General features: G+C 70.3%; 21 protein-coding genes. 9 read left to right on the top strand and 12 right to left on the bottom strand.

What is annotated here, in order from left to right; genetic code table 11:
- Positions 1-99: 99 nt before the first annotated feature.
- From ACIRA5_RS06415 to ACIRA5_RS06385, 7 genes are all read right to left on the bottom strand, one after another.
- Positions 100-1,248 carry an aldose epimerase family protein gene (locus tag ACIRA5_RS06415; protein WP_352045751.1) on the bottom strand — a complete coding sequence of 383 codons (1,149 nt, stop codon included), beginning with the start codon at positions 1,246-1,248 and terminating at the stop codon, positions 100-102.
- Positions 1,249-1,305: 57 nt separating this feature from the next.
- Complete coding sequence (mmsB, locus tag ACIRA5_RS06410) at positions 1,306-2,550, bottom strand: multiple monosaccharide ABC transporter permease (protein WP_403687894.1); 1,245 nt, start codon at positions 2,548-2,550, stop codon at positions 1,306-1,308.
- Complete coding sequence (mmsA, locus tag ACIRA5_RS06405) at positions 2,547-4,097, bottom strand: multiple monosaccharide ABC transporter ATP-binding protein (protein ID WP_403687891.1); 1,551 nt, start codon at positions 4,095-4,097, stop codon at positions 2,547-2,549. Before mmsA ends, mmsB begins: the two co-directional genes overlap by 4 nt.
- A gap of 32 nt (positions 4,098-4,129) precedes the next feature.
- Positions 4,130-5,248, bottom strand: coding sequence for a multiple monosaccharide ABC transporter substrate-binding protein (chvE, locus tag ACIRA5_RS06400; RefSeq protein ID WP_403688608.1), 1,119 nt, complete (start codon positions 5,246-5,248; stop codon positions 4,130-4,132).
- A 135-nt stretch (positions 5,249-5,383) separates the two neighbouring features.
- Complete coding sequence (locus ACIRA5_RS06395; RefSeq protein WP_190168699.1) at positions 5,384-6,352, bottom strand: hypothetical protein; 969 nt, start codon at positions 6,350-6,352, stop codon at positions 5,384-5,386.
- Positions 6,353-6,496: 144 nt separating this feature from the next.
- Positions 6,497-7,501, bottom strand: a complete 1,005-nt coding sequence (locus ACIRA5_RS06390) for a zinc-binding dehydrogenase (RefSeq protein WP_403687888.1) — start codon at positions 7,499-7,501, stop codon at positions 6,497-6,499.
- Complete coding sequence (locus ACIRA5_RS06385) at positions 7,498-8,655, bottom strand: mandelate racemase/muconate lactonizing enzyme family protein (RefSeq protein WP_054233607.1); 1,158 nt, start codon at positions 8,653-8,655, stop codon at positions 7,498-7,500. Before ACIRA5_RS06385 ends, ACIRA5_RS06390 begins: the two co-directional genes overlap by 4 nt.
- A gap of 265 nt (positions 8,656-8,920) precedes the next feature.
- Here ACIRA5_RS06385 and ACIRA5_RS06380 point away from each other — a divergent pair, with 265 nt between their 5' ends.
- Positions 8,921-9,733 (top strand): hypothetical protein, encoded by an 813-nt coding sequence (locus tag ACIRA5_RS06380; protein ID WP_403687884.1) that lies wholly within the window; start codon positions 8,921-8,923, stop codon positions 9,731-9,733.
- A gap of 56 nt (positions 9,734-9,789) precedes the next feature.
- On the opposite strand, the gene ACIRA5_RS06375 is transcribed toward ACIRA5_RS06380, so the two are convergent.
- Positions 9,790-10,224: a MarR family winged helix-turn-helix transcriptional regulator gene (locus tag ACIRA5_RS06375; RefSeq protein ID WP_403687881.1), complete on the bottom strand. Its 435-nt coding sequence runs from the start codon at positions 10,222-10,224 to the stop codon at positions 9,790-9,792.
- A gap of 124 nt (positions 10,225-10,348) precedes the next feature.
- Here ACIRA5_RS06375 and ACIRA5_RS06370 point away from each other — a divergent pair, with 124 nt between their 5' ends.
- Positions 10,349-11,368 (top strand): NADP-dependent oxidoreductase, encoded by a 1,020-nt coding sequence (locus ACIRA5_RS06370; RefSeq protein WP_352045743.1) that lies wholly within the window; start codon positions 10,349-10,351, stop codon positions 11,366-11,368.
- A gap of 139 nt (positions 11,369-11,507) precedes the next feature.
- Entirely contained in the window at positions 11,508-11,927 is a 420-nt protein-coding gene (locus ACIRA5_RS06365; RefSeq protein ID WP_060899264.1) for an organic hydroperoxide resistance protein, read from the top strand.
- 85 nt (positions 11,928-12,012) lie between these two features.
- On the opposite strand, the gene ACIRA5_RS06360 is transcribed toward ACIRA5_RS06365, so the two are convergent.
- Complete coding sequence (locus ACIRA5_RS06360) at positions 12,013-14,586, bottom strand: M14 family zinc carboxypeptidase (protein ID WP_403687878.1); 2,574 nt, start codon at positions 14,584-14,586, stop codon at positions 12,013-12,015.
- Positions 14,587-14,839: 253 nt separating this feature from the next.
- Between ACIRA5_RS06360 and ACIRA5_RS06355 the strand changes: the two genes are divergently transcribed.
- Both ACIRA5_RS06355 and ACIRA5_RS06350 read left to right on the top strand, forming a co-directional pair.
- Positions 14,840-15,712, top strand: coding sequence for a hypothetical protein (locus ACIRA5_RS06355; RefSeq protein WP_403687875.1), 873 nt, complete (start codon positions 14,840-14,842; stop codon positions 15,710-15,712).
- 528 nt (positions 15,713-16,240) lie between these two features.
- The gene (locus tag ACIRA5_RS06350; protein WP_403687873.1) at positions 16,241-17,056 is read left to right on the top strand and encodes an EI24 domain-containing protein; all 816 of its coding nucleotides are present in this window, start codon (positions 16,241-16,243) and stop codon (positions 17,054-17,056) included.
- A gap of 6 nt (positions 17,057-17,062) precedes the next feature.
- Here the strand turns inward: ACIRA5_RS06350 and ACIRA5_RS06345 are convergent, their stop codons facing one another.
- Together ACIRA5_RS06345 and ACIRA5_RS06340 are read right to left on the bottom strand one after the other, a co-directional pair.
- Positions 17,063-18,346 (bottom strand): pyroglutamyl peptidase, encoded by a 1,284-nt coding sequence (locus ACIRA5_RS06345; RefSeq protein WP_403687871.1) that lies wholly within the window; start codon positions 18,344-18,346, stop codon positions 17,063-17,065.
- Positions 18,347-18,433: 87 nt separating this feature from the next.
- A complete protein-coding gene (locus ACIRA5_RS06340) occupies positions 18,434-19,366 on the bottom strand; it encodes a LysR family transcriptional regulator (RefSeq protein WP_403687869.1) in 933 nt (310 codons plus the stop codon).
- Between the two features lie 49 nt (positions 19,367-19,415).
- Here ACIRA5_RS06340 and ACIRA5_RS06335 point away from each other — a divergent pair, with 49 nt between their 5' ends.
- From ACIRA5_RS06335 to ACIRA5_RS06325, 3 genes are read left to right on the top strand one after another with little or no spacing between them, the layout of a single operon-like run.
- Positions 19,416-20,228 carry an NAD(P)-dependent oxidoreductase gene (locus ACIRA5_RS06335; RefSeq protein WP_403687867.1) on the top strand — a complete coding sequence of 271 codons (813 nt, stop codon included), beginning with the start codon at positions 19,416-19,418 and terminating at the stop codon, positions 20,226-20,228.
- Between the two features lie 11 nt (positions 20,229-20,239).
- Entirely contained in the window at positions 20,240-20,647 is a 408-nt protein-coding gene (locus ACIRA5_RS06330) for a RidA family protein (RefSeq protein ID WP_403687865.1), read from the top strand.
- A gap of 25 nt (positions 20,648-20,672) precedes the next feature.
- The gene (locus ACIRA5_RS06325; protein WP_075026875.1) at positions 20,673-21,002 is read left to right on the top strand and encodes a YrdB family protein; all 330 of its coding nucleotides are present in this window, start codon (positions 20,673-20,675) and stop codon (positions 21,000-21,002) included.
- Positions 21,003-21,046: 44 nt separating this feature from the next.
- Here the strand turns inward: ACIRA5_RS06325 and ACIRA5_RS06320 are convergent, their stop codons facing one another.
- Entirely contained in the window at positions 21,047-21,622 is a 576-nt protein-coding gene (locus tag ACIRA5_RS06320) for a TetR/AcrR family transcriptional regulator (RefSeq protein WP_403688606.1), read from the bottom strand.
- A gap of 126 nt (positions 21,623-21,748) precedes the next feature.
- On the opposite strand from ACIRA5_RS06320, the gene ACIRA5_RS06315 reads away from it, so the two are divergent.
- Positions 21,749-24,244, top strand: a complete 2,496-nt coding sequence (locus ACIRA5_RS06315) for a glycoside hydrolase family 3 protein (RefSeq protein ID WP_403687861.1) — start codon at positions 21,749-21,751, stop codon at positions 24,242-24,244.
- Positions 24,245-24,334: the final 90 nt, after the last annotated feature.

The raw sequence follows: 24,334 nt of genomic DNA, 5'->3' as shown, positions 1-24,334 counted from the left end.
CGTGGGGATTGAGTAAGGGTTGACTTCGGCAGGCAACCGAAAGGGCCCCAGTGGCGTCAGCCACCGAGGCCCCGATGTCACGCGGATGTCAGACGGACGTCACGCGCTGAACGAGTGGACCGTCGTCGTGCGGTATGTCTGCCCAGGTCGCAGCACCGTCGAGGGGAACGACGGGTGGTTCGGCGAGTCCGGGAAGTGCTGGGTCTCCAGGCACATGCCGTCGCCCTGCCGGTAGGTGTGACCGGAGGGGCCGACCAGGGTGCCGTCCAGGAAGTTGCCCGAGTAGAACTGCACGCCCGGCTGGTCCGTCGCGATCTTCAGGGTGCGGCCGGACTTCGGATCGCGCAGGGTCGCGATGTGCTCGGGCCTGGCGGTGACGCCCTTGTCGAGGACCCAGTTGTGGTCGAAGCCCTTGGCGGTGACCAGCTGCGGGTGCCCGACGCGGATGTCCCGGCCGATCGGCTTGGCCTTGCGGAAGTCGAAGGGGGTGCCCGCGACCTTGGCCAGCTCACCGGTGGGGATCAGCCCCGAGTCGGTGGGCGTGAAACGGCCCGCGGCCAGGTGCAGCTCGTGGTCGTAGATGCCGCCGCTGCCCTCACCGGCGAGGTTGTAGTACGTGTGGTTGGTGAGGTTGACGACCGTGGCCTTGTCGGTGGTGGCCCGGTAGTCGATGCGCCAGTCGCCGTGCCTGGTGAGGGTGTACGTCACCTGCACCTTCAGCGTGCCCGGGTAGCCCATCTCGCCGTCGACGCTGGTGTAGTGCAGGTGCAGGCCGACGTCGGAGCCCGAGGTGAAGCCCTCGATGTCCCACACCTTGGTGTTGAAGCCCTTGGCGCCGCCGTGCAGGCTGTTCACGCCGTCGTTGACGGAGAGCTGGTAGGCCTTGCCGTCCAGGGTGAACTGTCCCTTGGCGATGCGGTTGCCGTAGCGGCCGATCGTCGCCCCGAAGAACGTCGTCCCCGCGACGTACGAGGCGAGGTTGTCGTAGCCGAGGGAGACGTTGGCGTAGCGGCCGTGCCGGTCGGGGATCTCCAGGGACTGGACGATGCCGCCGTAGGAGATGACCTTCAGGCGCGTGCCGCCGTTCTCCAGCGACCAGCGGTAGACCTTGGTGCCGTCGGCGAGCTTGCCGAAGAGCTCCTTCACCGGCTTCCTGCCTCCTGTGCTGGCGTGGGCGGTGCCGACCGTGCCGGCGGCGAGTCCCGCGGCCGCGGCCGCGGCGATGACCGTACGTCTGCTCGTTTCCATTGCGGCTCCTGCTGTGGAAGAGAAAGGCCCCCACCGGAGTGGGGGCCTTGACGAGACTTACGAACCGACCTTGCGCTTGTTCCACACGTCGAAGCCGACCGCGGCCAGCAGTACCAGTCCCTTGATGACCTGCTGCCAGTCGGAGCCGATGCCGACGAGGTTCATACCGTTGTTCAGCACGCCCAGGACGAGACCACCGATGATCGCGCCGAGGACCGTGCCCACGCCGCCGCTCATCGACGCGCCGCCGATGAACGAGGCCGCGATCGCCTCCAGTTCGAAGTTCAGACCGGCCTTGGGCGAGGCCGCGTTGAAGCGGGCGGCGAAGACCAGACCCGCCAGGGCCGCGAGCATGCCCATGTTCAGGAAGAGCAGGAAGACGACCTTCTTGTCCTTCACGCCCGACAGCTTGGCCGCCGGGAGGTTGCCGCCGATCGCGTAGACGTGCCGGCCGATGACCGAGTTACGCATCAGATAGCCGAAGCCGACGACAAGGACGCCGAGGATCAGCAGGACCACCGGAGCGCCCTTGTAGCTGGCGAGCAGCATGGTGACGGTGAGCACGGCGGCGACCAGCGCGACGATCTTGAGGTAGAAGAGGTTCGTCGGCAGCACGTCGAGCGAGAACTCCTGCTGCCGCTTGCGGTCGCGGATCTCCTGGAACACCACGAACACGATCAGACCGATGCCGAGCAGCAGGGTGAGGTTGTGGTAGTTGGTGTCGGGTCCGACCTCGGGCAGGAAGCCGTTGGCGACCTTCTGCAGACCGTCCGGGAACGGGCCGATCGTCTGGCCCTTGAGGAAGATCTCGGTCAGACCGCGGAAGGTCAGCATGCCCGCCAGGGTCACGATGAACGACGGCATGCCGAGATACGCGATGAAGAACCCCTGCGCGGCGCCCGCGGCCGCGCCTATCGCCAGGCACAACACCAGGGCGAGTGGCCAGGAGATGTCGTGGTTGACCATCAGCACGGCGCCCATCGCGCCCACGAACGCCGTCAGTGAGCCGACCGACAGGTCGATGTGGCCCGCGATGATGACGAGCATCATGCCGATCGCGAGGATCAGGATGTAGCTGTTCTGCAGCACCAGGTTGGAGACGTTGCGCGGCAGCAGCAGGTCGCCGTTGGTCCACACGGCGAACAGCACCACGATCAGACCGAGGGCGAACAGCATGCCGTACTGCCGCATGTTGCGGCGCATGCCGTCCAGCATCAGCTGAAGCAGGCTCTCGCCCGTGGCCGAGCCGCTCTTGCCGGGCGGCGCCGGGGCCGGCGTCTTGGCGGTCACATCCGTGCTCATCGGGTTACCTCTTTGTCCTTCGTCATCTGGCGCATCAGCGTTTCCTGCGAGGCCTCCGCCCGCGAGAACTCACCCGTCAGCCGTCCTGCGGCCATGGTGTAGATGCGGTCGCACATTCCGAGCAGCTCCGGGAGCTCGGAGGAGATGAAGACGACCGCCTTGCCCTCGGCCGCCAGCTTGTCGATGACCGTGTAGATCTCGAACTTGGCGCCCACGTCGATCCCGCGGGTCGGCTCGTCGAGGATCAGCACCTCGGGGCCCGCGAAGATCCACTTGCTGAGGACGACCTTCTGCTGGTTGCCGCCCGACAGCTTGCCCACCGGCTCGAAGACGGTCGGCGCCTTGATGTTCATGGACTTGCGGTAGCCCTCGGAGACCTGCCGCTCCTCGTGCTCGTCGACGATCCCGCGCTTCGCCACCTTGCCCAGGGCACTGAGCGTGATGTTGCGGTTGATGGTGTCGATGAGGTTGAGACCGTAGTGCTTGCGGTCCTCGGTGACGTACGCGATCCCGTGTCCGACCGCTTCGGACACGGTCTTCGTACGGATCTCCTTGCCGTCCTTGAGTACCGTGCCGCCCGCGTACCGGCCGTAGGTGCGTCCGAAGACGTTCATCGCCAGTTCGGTGCGTCCGGCGCCCATGAGCCCCGCGATGCCGACGATCTCGCCGCGCCGCACGGAGATCGACACATCGTCGACCACCTTGCGCTGCTGGTCGATCGGGTGGAACACGGTCCAGTCACGGATCTCCAGGGCGGGCGCGGCGCCCTCCTCCGGCGTGTGCGGCGTCCGCTCCGGGAAGCGGTGTTCGAGGTCGCGGCCCACCATGCCGCTGATGATCCGGTCCTCGGTGGTCTCCGGGGCTTTCACGTCGAGTGTCTCGATGGTCCGGCCGTCGCGCAGGATGGTCACCGAGTCCGCGACCCGCTCGATCTCGTTCAGCTTGTGGGAGATGATGATCGAGGTGATGCCCTGGTTCTTCAACTCCAGGATGAGATCGAGGAGTTTGCCGCTGTCCTCGTCGTTCAGGGCGGCCGTCGGCTCATCCAGGATGAGCAGCTTCACCTGCTTCGACAGCGCCTTCGCGATCTCCACGAGCTGCTGCTTGCCCACGCCGATGTCGGCGACGCGGGTCTGCGGGTTCTCGTCGAGCCCGACCCGCCGCAGCAGTTCGGCGGCGTGGCGCAGTGTCTCGGTCCAGCTGATGAGCCCGCGGGTGGCGTGCTCGTTGCCGAGGAAGATGTTCTCCGCGATGGAGAGATAGGGCACCAGGGCCAGCTCCTGGTGGATGATCACGATGCCGTGGTGCTCACTGGCCCTGATGTCCTTGAACGAGCAGACCTCTCCCTCGAAGAGGATGTCCCCCTCGTAACTCCCGTGCGGGTGAACGCCGGAGAGGACCTTCATCAAGGTCGACTTGCCGGCGCCGTTCTCCCCGCAGATGGCATGGACCTCGCCCTGCTGGACGGTCAGTGTGACGTCCGACAGCGCCTTGACGCCGGGAAAGGTCTTGACGATCGAGCGCATTTCCAGGACGGGTCCCGCCATGGTCGTGCCTTCCAATCACTAGGGGGTGGCGGTTACTTGAGGTCGCTGTCCTTGTAGTAGCCGGTGGCGACGAGTTCCTTCTCGTAGTTGGTCTTGTCGACGCTGACCGGCTGCAGCAGGTAGGCGGGGACGACCTTGGTGCCGTTGTCGTACGTCTTGTCGTCGTTGATCTCGGGCTTCTTCTTGTTGAGAGCCGCGTCGACCATGTCCGTGGCCACCTTGGCCAGCTTGCGGATGTCCTTGTAGACGGTCTGCGTCTGCTCACCCGAGATGATCGACTTCACCGAGGCCAGCTCGGCGTCCTGACCGGTGACGACCGGCAGCGGCTTGTTCTTGGAGCCGTAGTCGTCCGACTTCAGCGAGGAGAGGATGCCGATGGAGATGCCGTCGTAGGGCGAGAGCACCGCGTCGACCTTGGCGCTCTTGTACGACGAGGTCAGGATGTCGTCCATGCGCTTCTGGGCGGTGCCGCCGTCCCAGCGCAGGGTGGTGACCTGGTTCAGCGCGGTCTGGCCGGACTTGACGACGAGCTGCTTCTTGTCGATGTACGGCTGGAGGGCCTTCATCGCGCCGCCGAAGAAGTACTTCGTGTTGTTGTCGTCGTTCGAGCCGGCGAAGAGCTCGATGTTGAACGGGCCCTTCTTGGAGCCGTCCGCGAGACCGAGCTTCTGCAGGATGTAGTTGCCCTGGAGCGTGCCGACCTTCTCGTTGTCGAAGGACGCGTAGTAGTCGACGTTCTTGGAGCCGAGGATGAGTCGGTCGTAGGAGATGACCGGGATGTTGGCGTCGGCGGCCTGCTGGAGCACGTTGTTCATCGACTTGTTGTCGATGGCCGCGATGATCAGGGCCTTCACACCCTGCGTGATCATGTTCTCGATCTGCGAGACCTGCGTGTCCGGGTCGTCCTCGCCGTAGGCCAGCTTGGTCTTGTAGCCCTTCGCCTCAAGGTCCGTGACCACGTTCTTGCCGTCGGCGATCCAGCGCTCGGAGGACTTGGTCGGCATCGAGATACCGATCGTGCCGCCCTTGGTGTCCTTGCTGTCGGTCTTGCTGCCGCCGTCGCTGTTCTGGCCGCAGGCGGTCAGGGTGAGGGCGAGGGAGGCCGCTCCGGCGATGGCGGTGAGGGCGGCTCTGCGGTTACGCATGATCATCATCCTTGATGTCTTGGACCGGCTCGGTCTCGCGTTACGGGGATGCTCCGAGAGCGTTGCGAGGGAAGACCGAGTAGAGGTGTGTGGGATTGTGCGCGGCTGTGTCGGCTTGTGTGAAGGGGGTTTGTGCGAACGTTATGAGGTGGTGTTGAAGCGCGTGAGAGTTCCGGGCAGCCGGGATCCGAGCGGCGCCATGTCGCCGTCCGCTCCGTGCCGCGCGAGCAGGTCCAGGGCGAGTCGGCCGCGACGCACCCGTTCCTTGGCGGTGTTGAGGGTCAGGTCCCTCAAGTGGTGCCCGTACGGGTAGATTCCGGGGGCTTTGGACAGGCCGAACTTGAGGTACAGCGGTGCGCCGCGCCGGATCAGCTCGGCGACCTCGTACATCCGCACATAGCCGCCGAGGTCGTCGGGAGCCTCGATGTACATGTCCATCGGAGCGGCTGAAACTCGCCGTATCTCGGTGAGGTGATCGAGCGTCAGATCACTCGGCACGTTGATGGAGTCCGCGCCGAGGTTCTCGTACACCGCGTACGAGGCCGGGTTGACCGGGCCCACCAGTGCCGAGAGCTTGAGGGTGGTGTCGGCCGGGATGATCCCCGCCGTGCGCGCCCGGTGCAGGGTCCACAAGACGCCCTCGTCGGCGACGAGAAGGCACTTGACGCCCAACTCCGTTGCGCGGAGGGCGTCTTCGACGCAGCCGGCCACCGCGTCGTGGCCACGGGCCCGCAGGCCGCCGCCGCGCGAGTCCGAGCGCACCGAACCGCCGATGTCCCAGGTGCCGCGCGGCCCGGTGAACAGGCAGAGCTCGATGTCCCGTTCGCCGGTGGCCTCGACCATCTCGGTGATCTCGGCGTCGGTCAGCATCCAGACACCGCTGCCCTGGCTGATCCGGTGGATCGGTACGTCGAGCCGCGAGGACTCCTTGAGGACCACGGCCAGGGCCTCGGGCCCCTCCACGGAGGGAACCTCGGTGCGCCAGCGGCCGCCCCCCGGGAAGGTGTGCGGCGAGGCGTCGGCGGGAGAGAGGGCGGGTGCGCCCAGGCCGAGCGCGGCGAGCGCCTGCTCACCGGGTCGACGGGCTGCCGTAGGGGCGGCGTCGGTCACTGGCTGTCCTTCGTGTTCGAGGGGTGCATGTACAGATATGTTCGATATTTCGAACGGAGTTCGCGGCCTTGGGTGCGCGGGGCCTGGGTGGTACGCCGGTACGGAGCCGTCAGGTAGCTCCGTACCGGCGTACGGCTCGGGGGACTACGGCTTCAGCAGGACCTTTCCGACCTTGGGATCGCCGGACCCCGCCAACTCGATGGCCTGCGGGAAACCGGAGAGCGGCAACTCGTGCGTGACCAGCGGCAACGGGCTGAGCAGCCCGGCCCCGAAGACCCGCACGGTGTGCGCCCAGGCCGCCGGCGGCGCACCGAACACGGTGTGCACCTCCAGCTGCCGTACGACGAGATCGGTGGGATCGAGCCCCTCGGCGCCCGGCGCCGGGATCCCCGTGAGGACCAGGCGTCCGCCGCGCCTCAGCAGGGAGGCGGCGGTGCGCGCGGCGGACGCGGACCCGGCGGTCTCGATGACGACGTCGAAGTCGCCGGGGAGTTCCTGGTCCTTGGTACGGAAGTCGGTGGCGCCGAAGTCCTTGGACAGCGCCGCCCGGTCCGGCCGGGTCCCGACCACGAGCAGCTCCGCCGGAGAGTTCGCCTTCAGGAACTGGATCGCGAACATCCCGAGGGTGCCGGTCCCGACCACCGCGACCCGTTCACCGGGCAGGGCGTTCGCCTTCAGCGCGGCCGCCGCGATGCAGGCGGCGGGCTCGAGGAGGGCCGCCGCCGTCAGGTCGGCGTCGTCCGGCAGCACGTGCAGCAGCCGCGCCGGGAGGGTCAGCGTGGTCGCCATCGCGCCCGGCTGGGTGAACCCGGTCTCCTCGTACCCCGCCGTGCACAACGTTGTCTCGCCCGCGTGGCAGCGGTCGCAGACCTGGCAGTTGCGGAAGCCCTCGCCGACGACCTTGCGCCCGACGATCGACTCCGGGACCCCGGCCCCGACCGCCTCGACGGTCCCCGACCACTCGTGGCCGGGCGTGAGCGGATAACGGACGTACCCGTCGGGACGGTTGCCCTGGTATACCTCGCGGTCGCTGCCGCAAATACCCACGGCGTGCACCCGCACCAGGGCCTCACCGGCGCCCGGCGGCACCGGCTCGTGCTCGATCAGCCGGTGCTCGCCCGGCGCCTCGATGACGACCGCGGTGCTCACTGCGACCCCTTGGGCTTGCGCTGCTCCCAGCCGTCGGCCCACAGGTCGAAACGGGCCTGCTGCTGCGGGAACTCCGCCGCCGCGTCGACGTCCAGCTCGACGCCGAGACCGGGCTCGTGGGACAGCTCGAAGTAGCCGTCGACGACCTGCGGGGCGCCCTTTACGACCTTCTTGATCTCCGCGTCCGCGAAGTCATTGAAGTGTTCGAGGATCTTGAAGTTGGGGGAGGTGAAGCCGACTTGGAGGGAGGCGGCGGTGAGGACGGGGCCACCGACGTTGTGGGGCGCGACGAGGACGTAGTGCGCCTCGGCGGTGGCGGCCAGCTTCCGCGTCTCCCAGATGCCGCCGATGTGACCGACGTCGGGCTGGATGATGTCCACGGCCTGGCTCTCGAAGAGCTCGCGGAACTCGATGCGGTCGTGGATGCGCTCACCGGTCGCGACCGGGATGTCCACCTTGGCGGCGACCTTCTCCAGGGCCTTCAGGTTCTCCGGCGGGACCGGCTCCTCCAGCCACGCGGGCTTGAAGGGCGCGAGCTCGCGGGCGAGCCGGACGGCGGTGGAAGGGGAGAACCGGCCGTGCATCTCCAGCATCAGCTCGGCCTCGGGGCCGATCGCGTCGCGCACGGCCTCGATCAGCGAGACGGAGTAGAGCGTCGCCTCGTGGTCGAGCTCGAAGTGCCCGGTCCCGAAGGGGTCGATCTTCAGCGCCTTGTACCCGCGCGCCACGACCTCCTGGGCGGCCTTGTGATAGGCCTCCGGAGTCCGCTCGGTCGTGTACCACCCATTGGCGTAGGCCTTGACCCTGTCGGTGACCTTGCCACCGAGCAGCTGCCACACGGGGACGCCGAGTGCCTTGCCCTTGATGTCCCAGCAGGCCATCTCGATGACCGCGATGCCGGACATCACGATCTCGCCGGCGCGCCCGTAGTCGCCGTACTTCATCCGTCGGACGAGGTCCTCGACAGCGAACGGGTCGGAACCGAGAATGTGATTGGCCTCCGCCTCCCGCAGATAGCCGATCAGTGCGTCGGTGTGGCCCAGCATGCGGGTCTCGCCGACTCCGGTCAGGCCCTCGTCGGTGTGCACCTGGACGTAGGTCAGGTTGCGCCAGGGCGTCCCGACCACGTGTGTGCTGATTCCCGTGATGCGCACGGCAGTTGCCCCCTGTGCTCTTGCGGCTCTGTTCGAAATTTCGTCACACGTTCGAAATGCTGGCGTGACAGTAAGGACGTGGCCCCGGAGGTGTCAATGGGTCGAACGGAACGGTCGGCGGCGGATTTTGCCGGTATGCCTCGGCTCGTCGCGCGCGCGATGGTGCGAACGCGGTGCGGGGCGCGCCGGAACAGGTAGTTCCCTACATAACTTTCACAGCTGTGACTATGAACGTTACCTGTGAGGAACTTAGTCTTCCGGCGTCATGGACTACTGCGACCCGTGCCGACGGCACCTCAACGGCGCCCTTGCCTGCCCGGGGTGCGGCACCTCAGCCGAACAGCTCCGCGCGCACGCGGACCAGACCGGCATGCGTGCCGGAACGGGCGCGGCGGCGATCGACGCCGGTGTCGACTCGTTGTACGAGGGCGACAACGACGACGATGAAGATCCCGACGCCGACGAGGACGAGGACGGCGAGGGGGAGCGGTCCGGACGGGCCGACGCCCGGCGGCGCAACCGTGGGCGCGGACGAGGCCGGGGCCCGGACTCGGAGGGGCCGGGCGGTGCGAGCCGGCGGGACCGGAAGGCCGCGGCGCATCGTCGTCGGCGGCGTCGGGTGCTGCTCGTCGCCGCGGGGTTCGTGCTGGCGGCGGGTGGACTGAGCCTCGCCGAGCTCGGCATAGACGGGCCGGGGCTGTTGCCGAAGCCGGCCGCGGCCGGGGGTGAGTCGCCGGACGGGTCGGCCTCCTCGGACGCCGGGACGGCGCAGCCGATCACCGACGCGGGGGGTTCGTCCGGGGGGACGTCCACCGCGACGGCCTCTCCGGACGCGTCGGCGTCTCCTTCCGCCTCCAAGTCCGCCAAGGATGACAAGTCCAAGGACGACAAGAAGAAGGACACGCAGGAACAGTCGGCGACGACCGGTACGGGGGTGGTGCCCTCCGCGACGTCCGGCCACGGGTCCTCGACGCCGCCGAAGTCGCCCCCCACGCCGACGGCCGCGCCGACCTCGGCCGCGCCGTCGCCTTCGCCTTCACCTTCGCAGTGCAACCGTTTCCTGTGGTGGTGCACGTAGGGGGTTGCGTGGTTTCGCCGACTGCGGGCAGGCCCCCACCGGCCCGCAGCCGAAAACTACGGCGTGAGCATTCTCTGCAGGAGGTCCCGGAGGGCCAGGCGCTCCTCGGTGGAGAGGCCCGCCAGGGGCTCGCGGGCGAAGTTGAGGGCGTCGCGCAGGGAGCGCGCGACACGCCGGCCCTCCTCCGTCGCCGCGGCCAGCTTCACGCGGCGGTCGGACGGGTCCGGGCGCCGCTCGACCAGGCCCCGCGCCTCCAGCCGGTCCACGATCCCGGTCACGTTCGACGGCTCACACTTCAGCTTCTGCGCGAGTCGCCGCATGGGCAGGGGTTCGAGTGAGAGCAGGCTCAGGAGTCGCGCCTGCGCCCCGGTCAGCGCATGCTCGGCGGCAGCGTCCTCGTACTCCTCGTGATAGCGGGCCACGACCGTGCCGATGAGTTCCACGACCTCGAGGGTCAGCGGGTCGATACGGGTTGTTCTTTGCGTGGCCATGGGCTCCAGGTTACCGCGTTACTTGACATCATGAAATATTGAGGAGCATGGTTGTTTCAGGTACTGAAGTATTAGAGCCGTAGTCGCACGTACGCGTGCATGCACGTAGGAAAGGCACCCCCTCATGACCGAGACCCAGCTCCCCGCCGTCAATCGCGAATGGCACCTGGTCAGCCGCCCGGTCGGCTGGCCGAAGCCCGAGGACTTCGCCCTGGTCGAGGCCGAGGTCCCGCAGCCGGGGGAGGGTCAGGTCCTCGTGCGGAACGCGTACGTGTCCGTCGACCCGTACATGCGTGGCCGCATGAGCGCCGCCAAGTCCTACGTCGCCCCCTTCGAGCTGGGCAAGGTCATGCAGGGCGGCGCGGTCGGTGAGGTCATCGCCTCCAACGCCGAGGGCATCGCGGTCGGCGACCATGTCCTGCACTTCTTCGGCTGGCGCGAATTCGCCGTCGTGGACGCCAAGCAGGCCGTCAAGGTGGACCCGCAGGCCGCGCCGCTGTCGACGTACCTCGGCGCCCTCGGCATGACCGGTCTCACCGCCTACGCGGGCCTCCTGCGCACCGCCTCCTTCAAGGAGGGCGACTCCGTCTTCGTCTCCGGCGCCGCCGGTGCGGTCGGCAGCCAGGTCGGGCAGATCGCCAAGCTCAAGGGTGCCTCGCGCGTCATCGGCTCCGCCGGCTCCGACGAGAAGGTCAAGCTGCTCGTCGAGGAGTACGGCTTCGACGCCGCCTTCAACTACAAGAACGGCCCGGTCAGCGAGCAGCTGCGCGCCGCCGCCCCCGACGGCGTCGACGTCTACTTCGACAACGTGGGCGGCGACCACCTGGAGGCGGCCATCGGCTCCCTCAACCGGGACGGCCGCATCGCCGTCTGCGGCATGATCTCCGTCTACAACAGCACCGAGCCCGTCCCCGGCCCGAAGAACCTCGCCCGCCTCATCCAGACCCGCGGCCGCATCGAGGGCTTCCTGGTCGGCGACCACTACGACCTGCAGGCGCAGTTCGTGCAGGAGGTCGGCGCCTGGGTCCGCTCGGGCGAGCTCAAGTACAGCGAGACGGTCGTCGAGGGCATCGAGAACAACGTGGAGGCGTTCTTCGGCGTCCTGCGCGGCGACAACGTCGGCAAGATGATCGTCAAGCTCTGACCCTCTCCGGTCCTCCGGTCCCCAGGTTCTCCGGCTCTCCGGAGAGGCTGTCGCTGGACTTTCGGCATACGGTAACTTCTTTCCGAAACCGTCGCGATCGTGGGCGCGAGTCGCGGCGGACCAAGGAGGAACGCACCGTATGTCCATCCAGCAGACCGATGTCCTCTACACCGCCGTCGCCACCGCCGAGAACGGTCGCGACGGCCGGGTCGCCACCGACGACGGCAGGCTCGACGTCGTCGTGAACCCGCCCAAGGAGATGGGCGGCAGCGGCGCCGGGACCAATCCGGAGCAGCTCTTCGCCGCCGGGTACAGCGCCTGCTTCCAGGGCGCCCTCGGCGTCGTCGCCCGCCAGGAGAACGCCGACGTCTCCGGCTCGACGGTCACCGCGAAGGTCGGCATCGGCAAGAACGAGGACGGGTTCGGGATCATCGTGGAGATCTCCGCGACGATCCCGAACGTCGACGGGGCCACCGCACGGGACCTCCTCGAAAAGGCGCACCAGGTCTGCCCCTACTCGAAGGCGACCCGCGGCAACATCACCGTGACGCTCGTCTGACGGCGCTCGTTGTACACGGCGGAGGCCGCACCCCAGGACGTGGGGTGCGGCCTCCGTCCTGTCGTGTCGGACGGACGGCAGTGTCCTACGAGACGGTCAGCAGCGCCCTTCCCACCTGCGGGAACTCCCCCTTCGGGTGATCACGGAAGAGCGGCTGGGTGCCGAAGAGCACGGCATGCGGACCGCTGACGACAGCGGCCCGGCCGCCGGCGGCCGTAGGCCCTCCCGTCCCGTCGGCCAGCGGGCGCCAGTGCCCGGAGACGAGCGGATCGCCCGGCGCGTACGCCTGCTCGACACGCACCCCGGGGCCGAGATCGGTGAACCAGACGGGCGCGTAGACGAAGCCGTGGTCGGGCGCGTTCGCGGTGAGCGGTCCACCCGCATTCACCACCCGCACGACACCGTTGGCGTCACCGTTGCCCTCCACCGGCCGCAGCGCCAGCAGCCCGGCCGCCGAGTTGAGCGCGGCTCCGACGGCTCCGCGGCCGACGAGACCGTGGGTGTGGAGGAAGGCGTCCAGCGCCGTCTGCGCGCTCGCGTTCAACTGGGCGTGGTCGAGCCCCGACGACACGAACAGCACGTCCACCGCGGACCAGTCGAAGCCCGCGTTCAGGACGGCCGTCGACACCGGCACCACGTCGAAGCCCATCTCCCGCAGCGCGAAGAGCTCACCCGGCGTGACGGCCGCGGCGACGCGGACGCGGTGCAGGGGTGTTCCCGGGCTGCCTTCGGTCGTCCTGGTCTGTCCGGTCGCGTCGAAGGCCACGTCGTACGTACGGGCGAGAGCGGCGGCCCGCGCCCGCGCCGATCCCGGCACGACGGCACTGCCGTCCGCGCGCTGCCGTACCGAAACCCCCTGTTCGAGAAGGGAGTTGAGGGCGGCGATCTCCTGCGGGGTGTCGAGACGCAGCTGCAGATCGCCACGCGGGGCGACGTACCCGACCCGCGCGGCGGCTTCGACCCGGCGGGTGGCCACGGCCGACAGCCCCCCGCTCCGTACGGGCACGACCGTCGCACCCCACAACCGCCCCAGACTCCAGCCCGAGATGTCGTACATCACCGACACCTTGGCACTGATGTCCCGCCCGTCGGCCAGCATCACATTGGCCAGACCGCGTTTGGGCTGGTGCAGATCGACGACGTACGAGCCCTTCGCGTACGACCGTCCGGCCAGCCGGAAGTCGCGGGTCGCGCGCGTGACGCGGACGTCATGGGCGAGGAGATGGTCGACGAGGCGGGCGGCGGCCGTCGCCGAACGCTGGGCGCCGCCCGCCGGGATCACGTAGGCACGCGGGAAGTCGGTCGTGTAGACGTCCTCGGGACCGATGCCCGGCACCCCCGGCACGGTTTCCGCCGAGACCGGCACCTGGGCCGCGCCCGTCGCGCCGCGCCGGAAGACCTCGATCTGGTCGGCGATGATCGAGGCGCGGTGGGTCCGGGCGTAGGCGAGGGTCGCGCGCATGGCCGCGCCGGCCACGTCCACGTTGATGGCGGACCTGCGCCGCAGTTCGGCCACGGGCAGGGTGTCGTACTCCGAGTTGTTCACCGTCAGCGGGATCTCCACAGTGTGCGCGGCGACCGCACCGTGGAACGCCTGGTACTGGGGCGTGAAGATCGGCGGCCAGTCGTCCCAGCCCTCCTGCTGGTCGCGGAAGGGGATCTGGGCGGGCTCGACACCGTCCTTCGCGGGGGTGTAGCCGAGGCCGTTGACGGCGGCCTCCATGCCGAGGGCGTTGGCGTAGGTGTTCTTGAGGAAGAGGTCGTACTCGTAGTTCTCGCCGTGCGGCGGGGTCGTCGGCTCGATCAGGGTGCCGTTGACGTACCCGTGCAGGTCGAGCATCACGGCCGGCTGCTTGTCGATGGCGATCTGGCGGATCGCGCGCGCCTCGGGCTGCGAGGCGGTGATGAAGTCCCGGTTCAGATCGAAGCCGTTGGCGTTGGCGCGGGTGCCCGCGATCCGGCCGTCCGGGTTCGCCGTGATGTTGAAGTAGAGGCGGCTGTGGGCGAGGAGGTCGGCCGTCTGCGCGTCCTTCGCGCTCGCGAGCCGCTCGATGAGCGCGAGGGAGGCGTCGGTGCCCTCCCACTCGTCGCCGTGGATGTTGTTGTCGAAGAAGACCGGCGTCTTGTACGACGTCTTGAGGGCCGGGTCCTTCGCCGCCGCCTGTGGTGCGTTCTCGATCAGCTCGCGCATCCGCTTCTGGTCGAGGGACTCGGAGGCGGACTCCGGGGCGGTGACGGTGACCAGATAGAGCCGGTGACCTCCGGCCGAGCGGCCCGCGACCTCCACGCTGACACGGTCGCCGAGCCGTTGGAGGGCGTTCAGCTTCGGGGCGATGGCGTGGTACGGGGTGAGGCCCAGCTTGATGGACTTGTCCGCCGGGTTCTCCGGGTCGGGGGAGAGGACCTGCTCACGCGGATAGCCACGGCGGGGGGCGGCGAGGCCGGCGTCGGACAGGTCGGTGACGGGGCTGGTGAGGGCGTTGCGGGCGGCGTTCGCCGGGGCCCGGGCGGCACCCGTGGGCTGGTCCGTCCCTTCACGGCCCGCCCCTTCACGGACAGGGGGTTCGCGGTCCGCGGTGGCGCTGTGCGGGGCGAGGAGAAGCGATCCGGTCGCGGCGGTGAGGACAGTGGCGATCAGGACGGGTCTCGGTAGGCGCACGCGTCGTACCTCCAGTGGGGGGCCTGAGATCGGTACGGGTCGGTAGGGCACGGGTCGGTAGGGCGAGGTGTACCTGTTCGACTCTTCCTCAACAAGAGGGCCCGGGTGCCACGGTGGCCCCCCTGAACGCCGTGGATGCCACGGATGGGGCATCGCCGACGGGCCGAAGGGGGCATGCTGAGGCCATAAGACGCCGTAGGGGGCCAGCGGACGGGTCCATGTGGCGAGGTGCCGTGCGTGGCGAGGAGGGCTCATGTCCCCGATTCCGTCGCTCCCCAGCATCCCCAGCAGGGATGACGTGCTGCGTATGGCGCGCAGCACGACCGACATCACCGGCCAACTCCTCGACACGGCCGGGAACATCACCAGGATCGCCCTCAACACCTTCGACCCCCGGGACGGGTCGGGTGCGCAGGCGCTGCGTGTGCTCCGGGAGACGACGGCGGAGCTGGCGGAGGCGAGTGCGTCTCCGCAGGCGCAGGAGGCGTTCTACCGGATCGTGGATACGCTGACGCGGCTCGGGACGACCGGGGCGCCGCTCGCGGTGCATCCCGTGAGCCGGCCCGCGCAGGCGTTGCTGGCCGCGCTGGGGGACAGTCTGCTGCCGATCCTCGACGCGGTGGAGCCTGCGGTGCAGGAGGCGGCGGACGCGTTGGGGGACTTGCTGGAGGCGGGGTCGCCGTTGCTGCCGGCGGTGGCCGGGGTGGCGGCGGGGGCGTTGCTCGCTTTGACGCCGGTGATACGGGCGGCGGCGGACGTGTTGCGTGACTCGTCGCCCGAACTCCGGCGTATCGCCGACGCGTTGACGTCGGCGCTGGCTCCCTTGCTGCCGCTTCAGGTGGCGCTGGCCGAGCGGGCGGCTGCGGCGGGGGTGGGGGTGGTGCGGGCCGTGCTGCCGCCGCTCGCCGACCTCACGGAGGCGGCGGCGGCCACGACGGACGCGGTCCGGCCGGTGCTGATCGCCGGCGAGGAGTTCCTTGTCTCCGGCCTCGAACACCTGCAGCCCCTGCTCCTGGCGTCGGCGTCACGGACGGGGCGGGTGGCTCGGGCGGTGGCGGTACGGGTGTCCGCGGCGGTGTCGCCTGCGGCGGAGCGGGGGCTTGTGGTGGCGGTGACTCCGCCCTAGGGCCTGTCCGGCGGATCATGCCGCAGACGCGGGGCTTGGCACGCCCTCCCCCAAGCTCTTTGAGCAGGGGGTGCCCCCAGCGGCGTTGTCGTCGGTCGCCGACTCCCCCGAGCTCTCGGCTTCGCTCGAGCAGGGGGACCCCCATCGCGTCGACTCCCTCCTCCGCCTTGCAGCTGCACGCACCAAGCCCCGCTCACCAGCGTCGATGAGACCCTGCCCGTTTCCTGCGACCTGATCCGCCGGACAGGCCCTAGCCACGCCCCGGCCTCCCGCCTTCACCCGCGGGCCGAAGGCGGCGGGGGCTGCGCCCCCACATCTCCCGCCCAGACTCGTTCGGCCGCGGCCCGGTGGGGGCGGGTCGCGCAGTTCCCCGCGCCCCTGAAAGCCTCGGTGCGTCCGGCGTTCGAGGACGAGGCCGTTCAGGCCGATGGGGGTCCGGGGCGTAGCCCCGGCGGGGTGGAAGGGGCCGAGTCCCTGGGGATGGGTTGGGTAGGGGCGGCGGGGGCGAGTCCCGGTAAAGTTCTGGTCATGCGTGATCTCGGGGCGGGGTTCGGTTACCTCATACAGGGCCAGCGATGGGTGGCACGGCACGGAAAGCAGTACGGGTTCGGACTGCTACCGGGCCTGATCACCCTCGTGCTGTACGCGGCAGCGCTCGTCACCCTCGCCCTGTACGGCGAGGACTTCGTCACCTGGTCCACCCCCTTCGCCGACGACTGGTCCAGCCCCTGGCTGGGCCTCTTCCGCGGCTTCCTCACCGCCGTACTCTTCGCCCTCGCCCTCCTCCTCGCCGTCCTCACCTTCACCGCCGTCACCCTCCTCGTCGGCCAGCCCTTCTACGAGTCCCTCTCGGAGAAGGTCGACAGGGACGTCTCCCCGGACGGCACGGCCCCGGAGTCCGGCCTCCCGCTCTGGCGCGAGCTGTGGATCTCCGCGCGAGACAGCCTCCGTGTCCTCGTGCGGGCCGCCGTCTGGGGCGTCCTCCTCTTCGCCCTCGGCTTCCTCCCGTTCATCGGCCAGACCGTCGTCCCCGTGATCGGCTTCTTCGTCACCGGCTTCTTCCTCACGGAGGAACTGACCGCGGTCGCCCTCCAGCGCCGGGGCGTCGACCTCCGCGACCGCCTCACCCTGCTCCGCTCCCGCAAGACGCTGGTCTGGGGCTTCGGCACCCCGCTGGGCCTCGCCTTCCTGGTCCCGTTCGTCGCCGTCTTCCTGATGCCGGGCGCGGTCGCGGGCGCCACACTGATGGCCCGCGACCTGCTGGACGAGGAAACGGGCGAGCCGGACGACGACCACGACGATCACGACAGCCACGGCGACCACGAACAACGCGCCGCCGCGTGACCGGCGTCACCCCCGCGTTCGCCCCGTCCCACTGACGACCGATGCGCTCGCGTCCGCGGCCACCGTCACGATCGCCCGCACCTGGGCGATGATGTCCAGCCGGTTCTGAACGAACTCGGGGTCCGTGACCGCCCCCGTCGCCGGGTCCGTGTTGCCCGTGCCGAACTGCAGTACGGGCGTGTGGACATGCCCGCCGGGCAGGCTGTCGTGCAGACCGAGTCGGTCGCGCAGCAGCGTCGCGCGGTAGGCGATCTCGTTGGAGAGGTAGTCCCCGCCGCCCCCGGCGCGCGCTGTCGAACCCGGGGTCGGCCCGTCGGGGCGTACGACCGGATCGGTGCCTCCCGCCGGGATCTCGGTCACCGAGGTGTGGTCGTACACGGGGAAGCGGCCCGTGGCCGCGGCCACGATCCGCGCGTACGGGAGCGTCGTCGACGTCCATTGCGGCTGCGAGGCCGGGTCGGTGACGGGGATCGTCTCGGTGCGGGAGACGTTCTCGTTGTCCGGGAAGCCGCCCCGCCAGGCCCCGTTGGTCCGCTCCACGTCGAATCGGCCGACGCGGCCCTGGCTCACCGTGGTGAACAGATCCACGTGCGGGAGCTGGCGGCGCAGCGTCCGCTCCACCGTGCTCCCGGCGAAGTCCTGCCAGCGGACCGGGAACACGGCGGTCTCGATGCGCGCCGGGCCGTCCGTGGTCTGGATCGTCGTGCCGTCCAGGGCGAGGGTGGTGGCCCCGGACGGGTTGGAGATCCGGATGTCACGGTCCAGCGTGAACGGGTCGAACCCGGTGAGCAGGATCCGCTTCACGCCCTTGGCGCGCGGATAGCGGATGGTGTTCTCGCCGCGTGAGTTCTCCTCCAACTCGGCCAGCAGACTGGCGCGTTGCGTGTCCGTGAGACCGAACTGCGGCTCCCACTGCCGCACTTCGCGCGTCATGCCCAGCCGCGCCCAGTACAGCGGTCGGTCGTCGTCCCGGCTCAGGTCGCCGCCCGCCGGGCCCCGCCCCTGCGCCCGGTCGACGGCCCGCTGCCACAGCCGCGCCCCCTGCCGTACGACGACACGCTCGGCCTGCCCGAACGAGCCCGCCCGCTCCAGCGCCCGCGCGAACCCGGGGGCCACCGTGTCGAATCCGGAGCGCCGCAGGATCTCCCGAGGGGCGGCCTGGTCGAGGCGCTGTTCCTCGACGGTGACGGAGGCCGCGGCTGCCGCCGACGCGGTGGGCGCCGCGGCCAGGCCGCCCACCAGGGCCAGTCCGAGTACACCTGCGCCGAGCCGAACGCGTATGTAGGTCAAGGGAGTTCATGCCTTCCGTTGCCGTGGGGAGCTGCCGGACGGCCGCAGTATCGCGCGACGGAGGGGACCTGCGCCATGAGGTGTGGCTCAGGCGGGCAGGTGGGTCGCGGCCTCCCGCAGTGCCCCCAGGAACGCCCGCGCCGCCGGTCCCAGTGACCGGCCCCGCACCGTCGCCGCGTACACCGCCCGTGCGGGCGCCTCCTCGTCGCGCACCGCGAGCAGCGCGATGTCCGGGCGTACGGACTCGGCGGCGAGCGCCGGGACCAGGGTCACCCCGAGCCCGGCGGCGACGTACCCCTGCTTGGCCGTCCACTCGGCCACGACATGCGCGACGCGCGGGCGGAAGCCGTGCCGCAGGGCCGCGTCCAGCAGGGTGCCCTCGGGGCGGGCGGAGCCGGATATCCAGTCGGCGTCGGCGAGTTGGGGGAGGCGGACGGAGGACTCGGCGGCGAGCGGATGATCGGCGGGGACGGCGACGTACAGGGACTCGTCGAGGAGGTGGTGCAGGGTGTACGGGTCCAGCGGGGCGCGGCCCGTCGTGGAGACGATCGCCAGGTCGAGGCCGCCCGCGGAGAGCCGCTCCAGGAGCACGGGCGTCAGACCCTCCTCGCGAGTGAGCCGCACCCCCGGATGGCGCACTCGCCACGCGGCGATGGCGCGCGGTACGAGCGCGGCGTCGGCCGTGGCGAACGCGCCGAAGCGCAGCCGCCCGCCCGCGGCCCGCCGCAGCGCGGCCAGTTCGCGGTTCGCGCCGTGCAGCCGCTCGACCACCGCCTCGGCGTGCGGCACGAGGACCCGCCCGGCCTCGGTCAGCCGTACGCCCCGGGGCAGCCGGTCGAAGAGCGGGGCTCCGCCGAGCGCCGACTCCAGCGAGGCGATCTGCCGGGACACCGCGGACTGTGTCCAGCCGAGGGTCCGCGCGGCCACCGTGAACGAACCGTGCCGGGCGACCTCCAGGAAGACCCGCAGCCAGGTGCTGGAGAGGTCGGGTACGGCATGCGGGTTGAGCATGAGAGCCATGCTAGACATTCGCTTGTCGCATCACGTGGGCCCGCCTAGCGTCGAAGGCATGGAAAAGATCGCATTCCTCGGGCTCGGGCACATGGGCGCCGCGATGGCACACCGACTTGTCGCCGCGGGATTCCCGACGACCGTCTGGAACCGCACCGCCGGGAAGGCCGAGCCGCTGGTCACCGAGGGCGCCACCCTCGCCGCGTCCCCGGCCGAGGCCGTGCGGGACGCGGACGTGGTGATCACCATGCTCGCCAACCCGGCCGCGCTCGACGCGGTCGCGGACGCCATCGTGCCGGAGCTGCGCCGGGGTACCACCTGGGTGGAGATGTCGACCGTCGGGCCCGACGTGGTCAAGGAACTCGCCGCCCGGCTCGGCGAGGGCGTGACGTTCGTCGACGCGCCCGTGGCGGGCAGCACCGACAAGGCGGCCGCCGGGCAGCTCGGCATCCTCGCGGGCGGCGAGCTGACGGGCGTCGGGCACGTGCTCGTCCATCTCGGCACCGTCACCCGGACCGGCCCGCTGGGCTCCGGCGCCGCGCTCAAACTCGTCGTCAACACGGCCGTGCTCGGCGGGGTCGCCCTCGTCGCCGAGGCCATGGCTCTCGCGGACCGGCTCGGTATCGACGAGAACGTGGCGCGCACCGCGCTCGCGGGCGGCCCGCTCGGCGGCGCCGTCGGCCGCGCCTTCGCCGAGGACGTGCACTTCGCCACCGCGCTCGCCGCCAAGGACGTCGCCCTCGCCACGAAGGTCGCCGAACTCCCCGTACTCGACGCGGTGTTGGAGCACTACAAGCGCGCCGCCGCCGATCCCGCCGTCGCCGGCGCGGACATCGCGAAGGCCGTCGAACACATCCGCCGCTCCGCCTGAGAGGGCCTCCCATGCAGATCTCGCTGGACAACCCGCCCTCGGCGCCGGGTCCCGCCAACGGCTACTACTCCCAGGTCGCCCGGGTCGAACTGCCGGGCGCGGGAGCCCTGTTGTACCTCTCCGGACAGGTCGCGGACGGCGCCGACCTCACCGAACAGAGCCGCGGGGTCTTCGAGGCCATCGACGCGCTGCTGGGGGCGCACGGGGCGGGCCTGTCGGACATCATCAACATCCGGACCTATCTGACGGACATCACCCAACTCCCGGCCTACGGTGCCGTACGCGCCCAGTACCTCACCGGTGCCCCGCCCACCAGCATGACCTTCGAGGTCTCCCGCCTCTTCAAGCCGGAGGCCCTGATAGAGATCGAGGTCGTGGCCGCCGTACCGGTCCCGCGTGACACACACGGGCCGGAGTGATCCCTTCCGGGTGATACTGCCGCCCATGAAGGCAGCGAACCTGGGCGTCCTCTTCCTCATCGAACTCGGCGCCCTCGCGGCCGTCGGGTACTGGGGGTTCACCCGCGCCGCGGCGACGCCACTGACCTGGCTCCTCGGTCTGGGCGCCCCGGCCGTACTCATCACGCTGTGGGCGCTGTTCGGCTCGCAGAAGGCGTCGTACAAGACGCGCGGCGCGGTCCGCGTCGGTTTCGAACTGCTCTGGTTCGGGGCCGGCGTGGCCGCGCTGGCCTTCGCCGGGGCCTACGGGTGGGCGATCGCCTTCGCCGCCGTGTGCGCGGTGAGCAAGACGCTGGCCGTGATCTGGCACCAGTAGCACGGACAGGGGCGCAGGCGGTGGCAGGGCGGTGGTGGTCGGGTTCAGTCCTCGCCGAGCAGCGCGAGGAAGTCCCGGAACGCGCCCGGCATGTCCACCGACTCCGGGTCCAGGAGCCACTGGAACTGGAGGCCGTCCATCACCGCCACCAGCAGCGGAGCGGTGCGCTCGGGCGTGAGCCCGTTCGGCAGCCGCTCCCCGTACTCGGCGCGCAGCACCGCCGCCATGCTCGCGCGCACCCGCGCGTACCGCTCGGTGAAGTACTCGCGCGCCGGGTGCCCTTCGGTGACGCTCTCGCCGAGCAGCGCCGAGAACGTCTGGATGATCCCGGGCCGCATGGCGTTGTACTCGACCAGTGAGGCGAGCAGGTCGACCCGCCACGGGGTGTCGGGCACGGCATCCCACTGGTCCCGCTCCTTGAGCACCGCGACGAGCAGCGCGTCCTTCGTCGGGAAGTAGTGCAGCAGCCCCTGCTGGGTCAGCCCCACGCGTTCCGCGACCGACGCCATGCTCGCGCCCCGGTAGCCGCGCTCGGCGATCACCTCCAGGGCTGCCCGGACGATCTCGGCGCGCCGCTCCGCGCTTCTGGCCCTGGTGCTCATGGCGTCACCGTACGGCATGCGCAAGCATGGAATATAACGAAGAGATAACGAAACCTACTGCTCTACAGGTAGCGGATGCAGGATGGACACACGGAGCGGATGCACGGGCTCACGGATGCACGGACTCAATGAGGAGGCACCGCGATGGCGGGAACGCGCACACCGGCCGACGAGGCCCGCGAGACGGTCGTCGAGGCGGCCCTCGGCAAGCTGGACCTGGACGCGAAGACGAGGCTGCTCGCCGGGCAGGACATGTGGTCGCTGCCCGCACTGCCCGAGATCGGCCTCAAGTCCCTCGTCATGTCCGACGGCCCGATCGGCGTACGCGGTGTCCACTGGACCGCCGACGACCCGTCGATCGCGCTCCCCTCGCCGACCGCGCTCGCCGCCACGTGGGACCCGGCCCTCGCCCGCCGGGCGGGCACCCTGCTCGCCCAGGAGGCCCGCCGCAAGCAGGTCCACGTCCTCCTCGCGCCCACCGTCAACCTGCACCGCTCCCCGCTCGGCGGCCGCCACTTCGAGGCGTACAGCGAGGACCCGTACCTGACCGGTGAGATCGGCTCCGGCTATGTCCAGGGCGTCCAGTCGGGCGGTGTCGGCACCACCGTCAAGCACTTCGTCGCCAACGACGCCGAGACCGACCGCTTCACGGTGAACAACCTGCTCTCCGAACGCGCCCTGCGCGAGCTGTACCTGGCCCCCTTCGAGGCCATCGTCGCAGGCGCCCACCCCTGGGGCATCATGACCGCCTACAACACGGTCAACGGCACCACGATGACCGAGCACCACCACCTCGTGAACGAGATCCTGCGCGGCGAGTGGGGCTTCGACGGCTTCAACGTCTCCGACTGGACCGCCGCGCGCGCCACGGTCGGCGCCATCGAGGGCGGTCTCGACGTCGCCATGCCCGGCCCCCTGACCGTGTACGGGGAGGCGCTCTCCGCCGCCGTCCGCGCGGGCGAGGTCGAGGAGGCCAAGGTCGACGCGGCCGTCCGCAACGTCCTGCGGCTCGCCGCCCGTGTCGGCATCCTGGAGGGCGCCGAGCCGGTCGTCACCGAACCGCCCGCGACGGTGGACGGCGAGGCCCTGGCCCGCGAGATCGCCCGCCGCTCCTTCGTCCTCGTGCGCAACCAAGGGGCTCTTCCGCTCGGGGAAGCGCGCGGCGAAGGGCGCGGCGAAGGGCACAAGGTCGCCCTGATCGGCGCCGCCGCCCGCGACGCCCGCGTCCTCGGCGGCGGTTCCGCCACCGTCTTCCCCTCCCGGGTCGTCTCGCCCCTCGACGGCCTCACCGCCGCCCTCCCCGAGGGCAGCCTCACGTACGCCGTCGGCGCCGACCCGAACGAGGAACTCGCCGTCGCCGACAGGGGGTTCACCCTGCGGGCCGTCTGCCGCGACCGGGACGGCGCGGTCATCGGCACCGGCTCGGCCCCGGGCGGCCAGATCCAGTGGATGGGTGACGACCTCCCCGAGGGCGTCACCCACGCCACCCTCCGCAGCGTCGAACTGACCGGCACCTTCACCCCGCGCGAGAGTGGCACCCACACCTTCGGCATCAAGGGCCTCGGCGCGTTCACGCTCACGGTCGACGGCACGATCCACTTCGACGACATCCAGCGCAGCACGAAGGACGACCCCTTCACGGCGTTCTTCGGCGCCCCCGTCGAGCGCGCCCAGGTGGATCTCGTCGCCGGTGAGAGGTACGAGGTGGCGCTGCGGCACGCCATCGTCGTCCCCGAGGGCGCGCCGCTGAGGATGGTCGGCTTCGCGCTCGCCCACCTGGACCCGCGCCGCGACCCCGACGAACTCATCGCCGAGGCCGTCGAAGCCGCCCGCGCCGCCGTCACCGCCGTCGTCGTGGTCGCCACCACCGAGCGCGTCGAGTCGGAGGGCTTCGACCGTAAGGATCTCCGGCTGCCCGGCCGTCAGGACGAGTTGGTGCACGCCGTCGCCGCCGCCAACCCGAACACCGTCGTGGTCGTCAACGCCGGCTCCCCGGTCGAGCTGCCGTGGCGCGAGGAGGTCGCGGCCGTACTGCTCAGCTGGTTCCCCGGCCAGGAGGGCGGCGCCGCCCTCGCCGACGTCCTCACGGGCGCCCACGAGCCCGGCGGCCGGCTGCCCACCACCTGGGGCTCCCTCACGGCCGCCCCGGTCACCCAGGTGGTCCCGGCCGACGGTGAACTCGCGTACACCGAGGGCGTGTTCATCGGCTACCGCGCCTGGGAGAAGGAGGGCAGGACCCCCTCGTACGCCTTCGGACACGGCCTCGGCTACACCGACTGGACGTACGAGTCGATCGAGCTCGGCGACGGCGGTGCCGGTCCGGGTGCCGGTGCCGGTTCGGGTGCGACGGTCACGGTCCGCGTCCGCAACTCAGGTGCGCGGGCCGGGCGCGAGGTCGTCCAGGTCTATCTGGCGCCCGTCGAGGCCGACGCCGGGCGTCCGGCCCGATGGCTCGCCGCCTTCGCGGGCGTCGAGGCGGGCCCCGGCGAGAGCGTGGACGTCGTCCTCGTACTCCCGCGCCGGGCCTTCGAGGTCTGGGACGAGAGCACCGGAGCCTGGGTCTTTGTGAAGGGTTCGTACGAGGTTGCTGCGGGTCGCTCGATCGTCGACCGTCGGGTCGCGGCGACGATTAACGTCTGACGCGGGACGCGTCCACCCCGAGCAGCCCCGGTCCGGAACCTGACATCCGGATCGGGGCTCGTCGGTTCTCGGCCCTCTGTGCCAGACTCG

The sequence above is a fragment of the Streptomyces sp. NPDC096311 genome (assembly GCF_044763085.1).
Taxonomy (GTDB): Bacteria; Actinomycetota; Actinomycetes; order Streptomycetales; family Streptomycetaceae; genus Streptomyces.
Note: the sequence above shows the minus strand (reverse complement) of the source record. Positions and strands in the feature narration are given on the sequence as shown.

Bases quoted from the DNA above. Each gene is read 5' to 3' on its own strand.
- mmsB (WP_403687894.1), bottom strand. From the start codon at position 2,550: ATGAGCACGGATGTGACCGCCAAGACGCCGGCCCCGGCGCCGCCCGGC.
- ACIRA5_RS06380 (WP_403687884.1), top strand. From the start codon at position 8,921: ATGGACTACTGCGACCCGTGCCGACGGCACCTCAACGGCGCCCTTGCC.
- ACIRA5_RS06375 (WP_403687881.1), bottom strand. From the start codon at position 10,224: ATGGCCACGCAAAGAACAACCCGTATCGACCCGCTGACCCTCGAGGTC.
- ACIRA5_RS06315 (WP_403687861.1), top strand. From the start codon at position 21,749: ATGGCGGGAACGCGCACACCGGCCGACGAGGCCCGCGAGACGGTCGTC.
- ACIRA5_RS06365 (WP_060899264.1), top strand. From the start codon at position 11,508: ATGTCCATCCAGCAGACCGATGTCCTCTACACCGCCGTCGCCACCGCC.
- ACIRA5_RS06370 (WP_352045743.1), top strand. From the start codon at position 10,349: ATGACCGAGACCCAGCTCCCCGCCGTCAATCGCGAATGGCACCTGGTC.
- ACIRA5_RS06330 (WP_403687865.1), top strand. From the start codon at position 20,240: ATGCAGATCTCGCTGGACAACCCGCCCTCGGCGCCGGGTCCCGCCAAC.
- ACIRA5_RS06320 (WP_403688606.1), bottom strand. From the start codon at position 21,622: ATGCCGTACGGTGACGCCATGAGCACCAGGGCCAGAAGCGCGGAGCGG.
- mmsA (WP_403687891.1), bottom strand. From the start codon at position 4,097: ATGGCGGGACCCGTCCTGGAAATGCGCTCGATCGTCAAGACCTTTCCC.
- ACIRA5_RS06325 (WP_075026875.1), top strand. From the start codon at position 20,673: ATGAAGGCAGCGAACCTGGGCGTCCTCTTCCTCATCGAACTCGGCGCC.
- ACIRA5_RS06350 (WP_403687873.1), top strand. From the start codon at position 16,241: ATGCGTGATCTCGGGGCGGGGTTCGGTTACCTCATACAGGGCCAGCGA.
- ACIRA5_RS06340 (WP_403687869.1), bottom strand. From the start codon at position 19,366: ATGGCTCTCATGCTCAACCCGCATGCCGTACCCGACCTCTCCAGCACC.
- ACIRA5_RS06335 (WP_403687867.1), top strand. From the start codon at position 19,416: ATGGAAAAGATCGCATTCCTCGGGCTCGGGCACATGGGCGCCGCGATG.
- chvE (WP_403688608.1), bottom strand. From the start codon at position 5,248: ATGATCATGCGTAACCGCAGAGCCGCCCTCACCGCCATCGCCGGAGCG.
- ACIRA5_RS06355 (WP_403687875.1), top strand. From the start codon at position 14,840: ATGTCCCCGATTCCGTCGCTCCCCAGCATCCCCAGCAGGGATGACGTG.
- ACIRA5_RS06415 (WP_352045751.1), bottom strand. From the start codon at position 1,248: ATGGAAACGAGCAGACGTACGGTCATCGCCGCGGCCGCGGCCGCGGGA.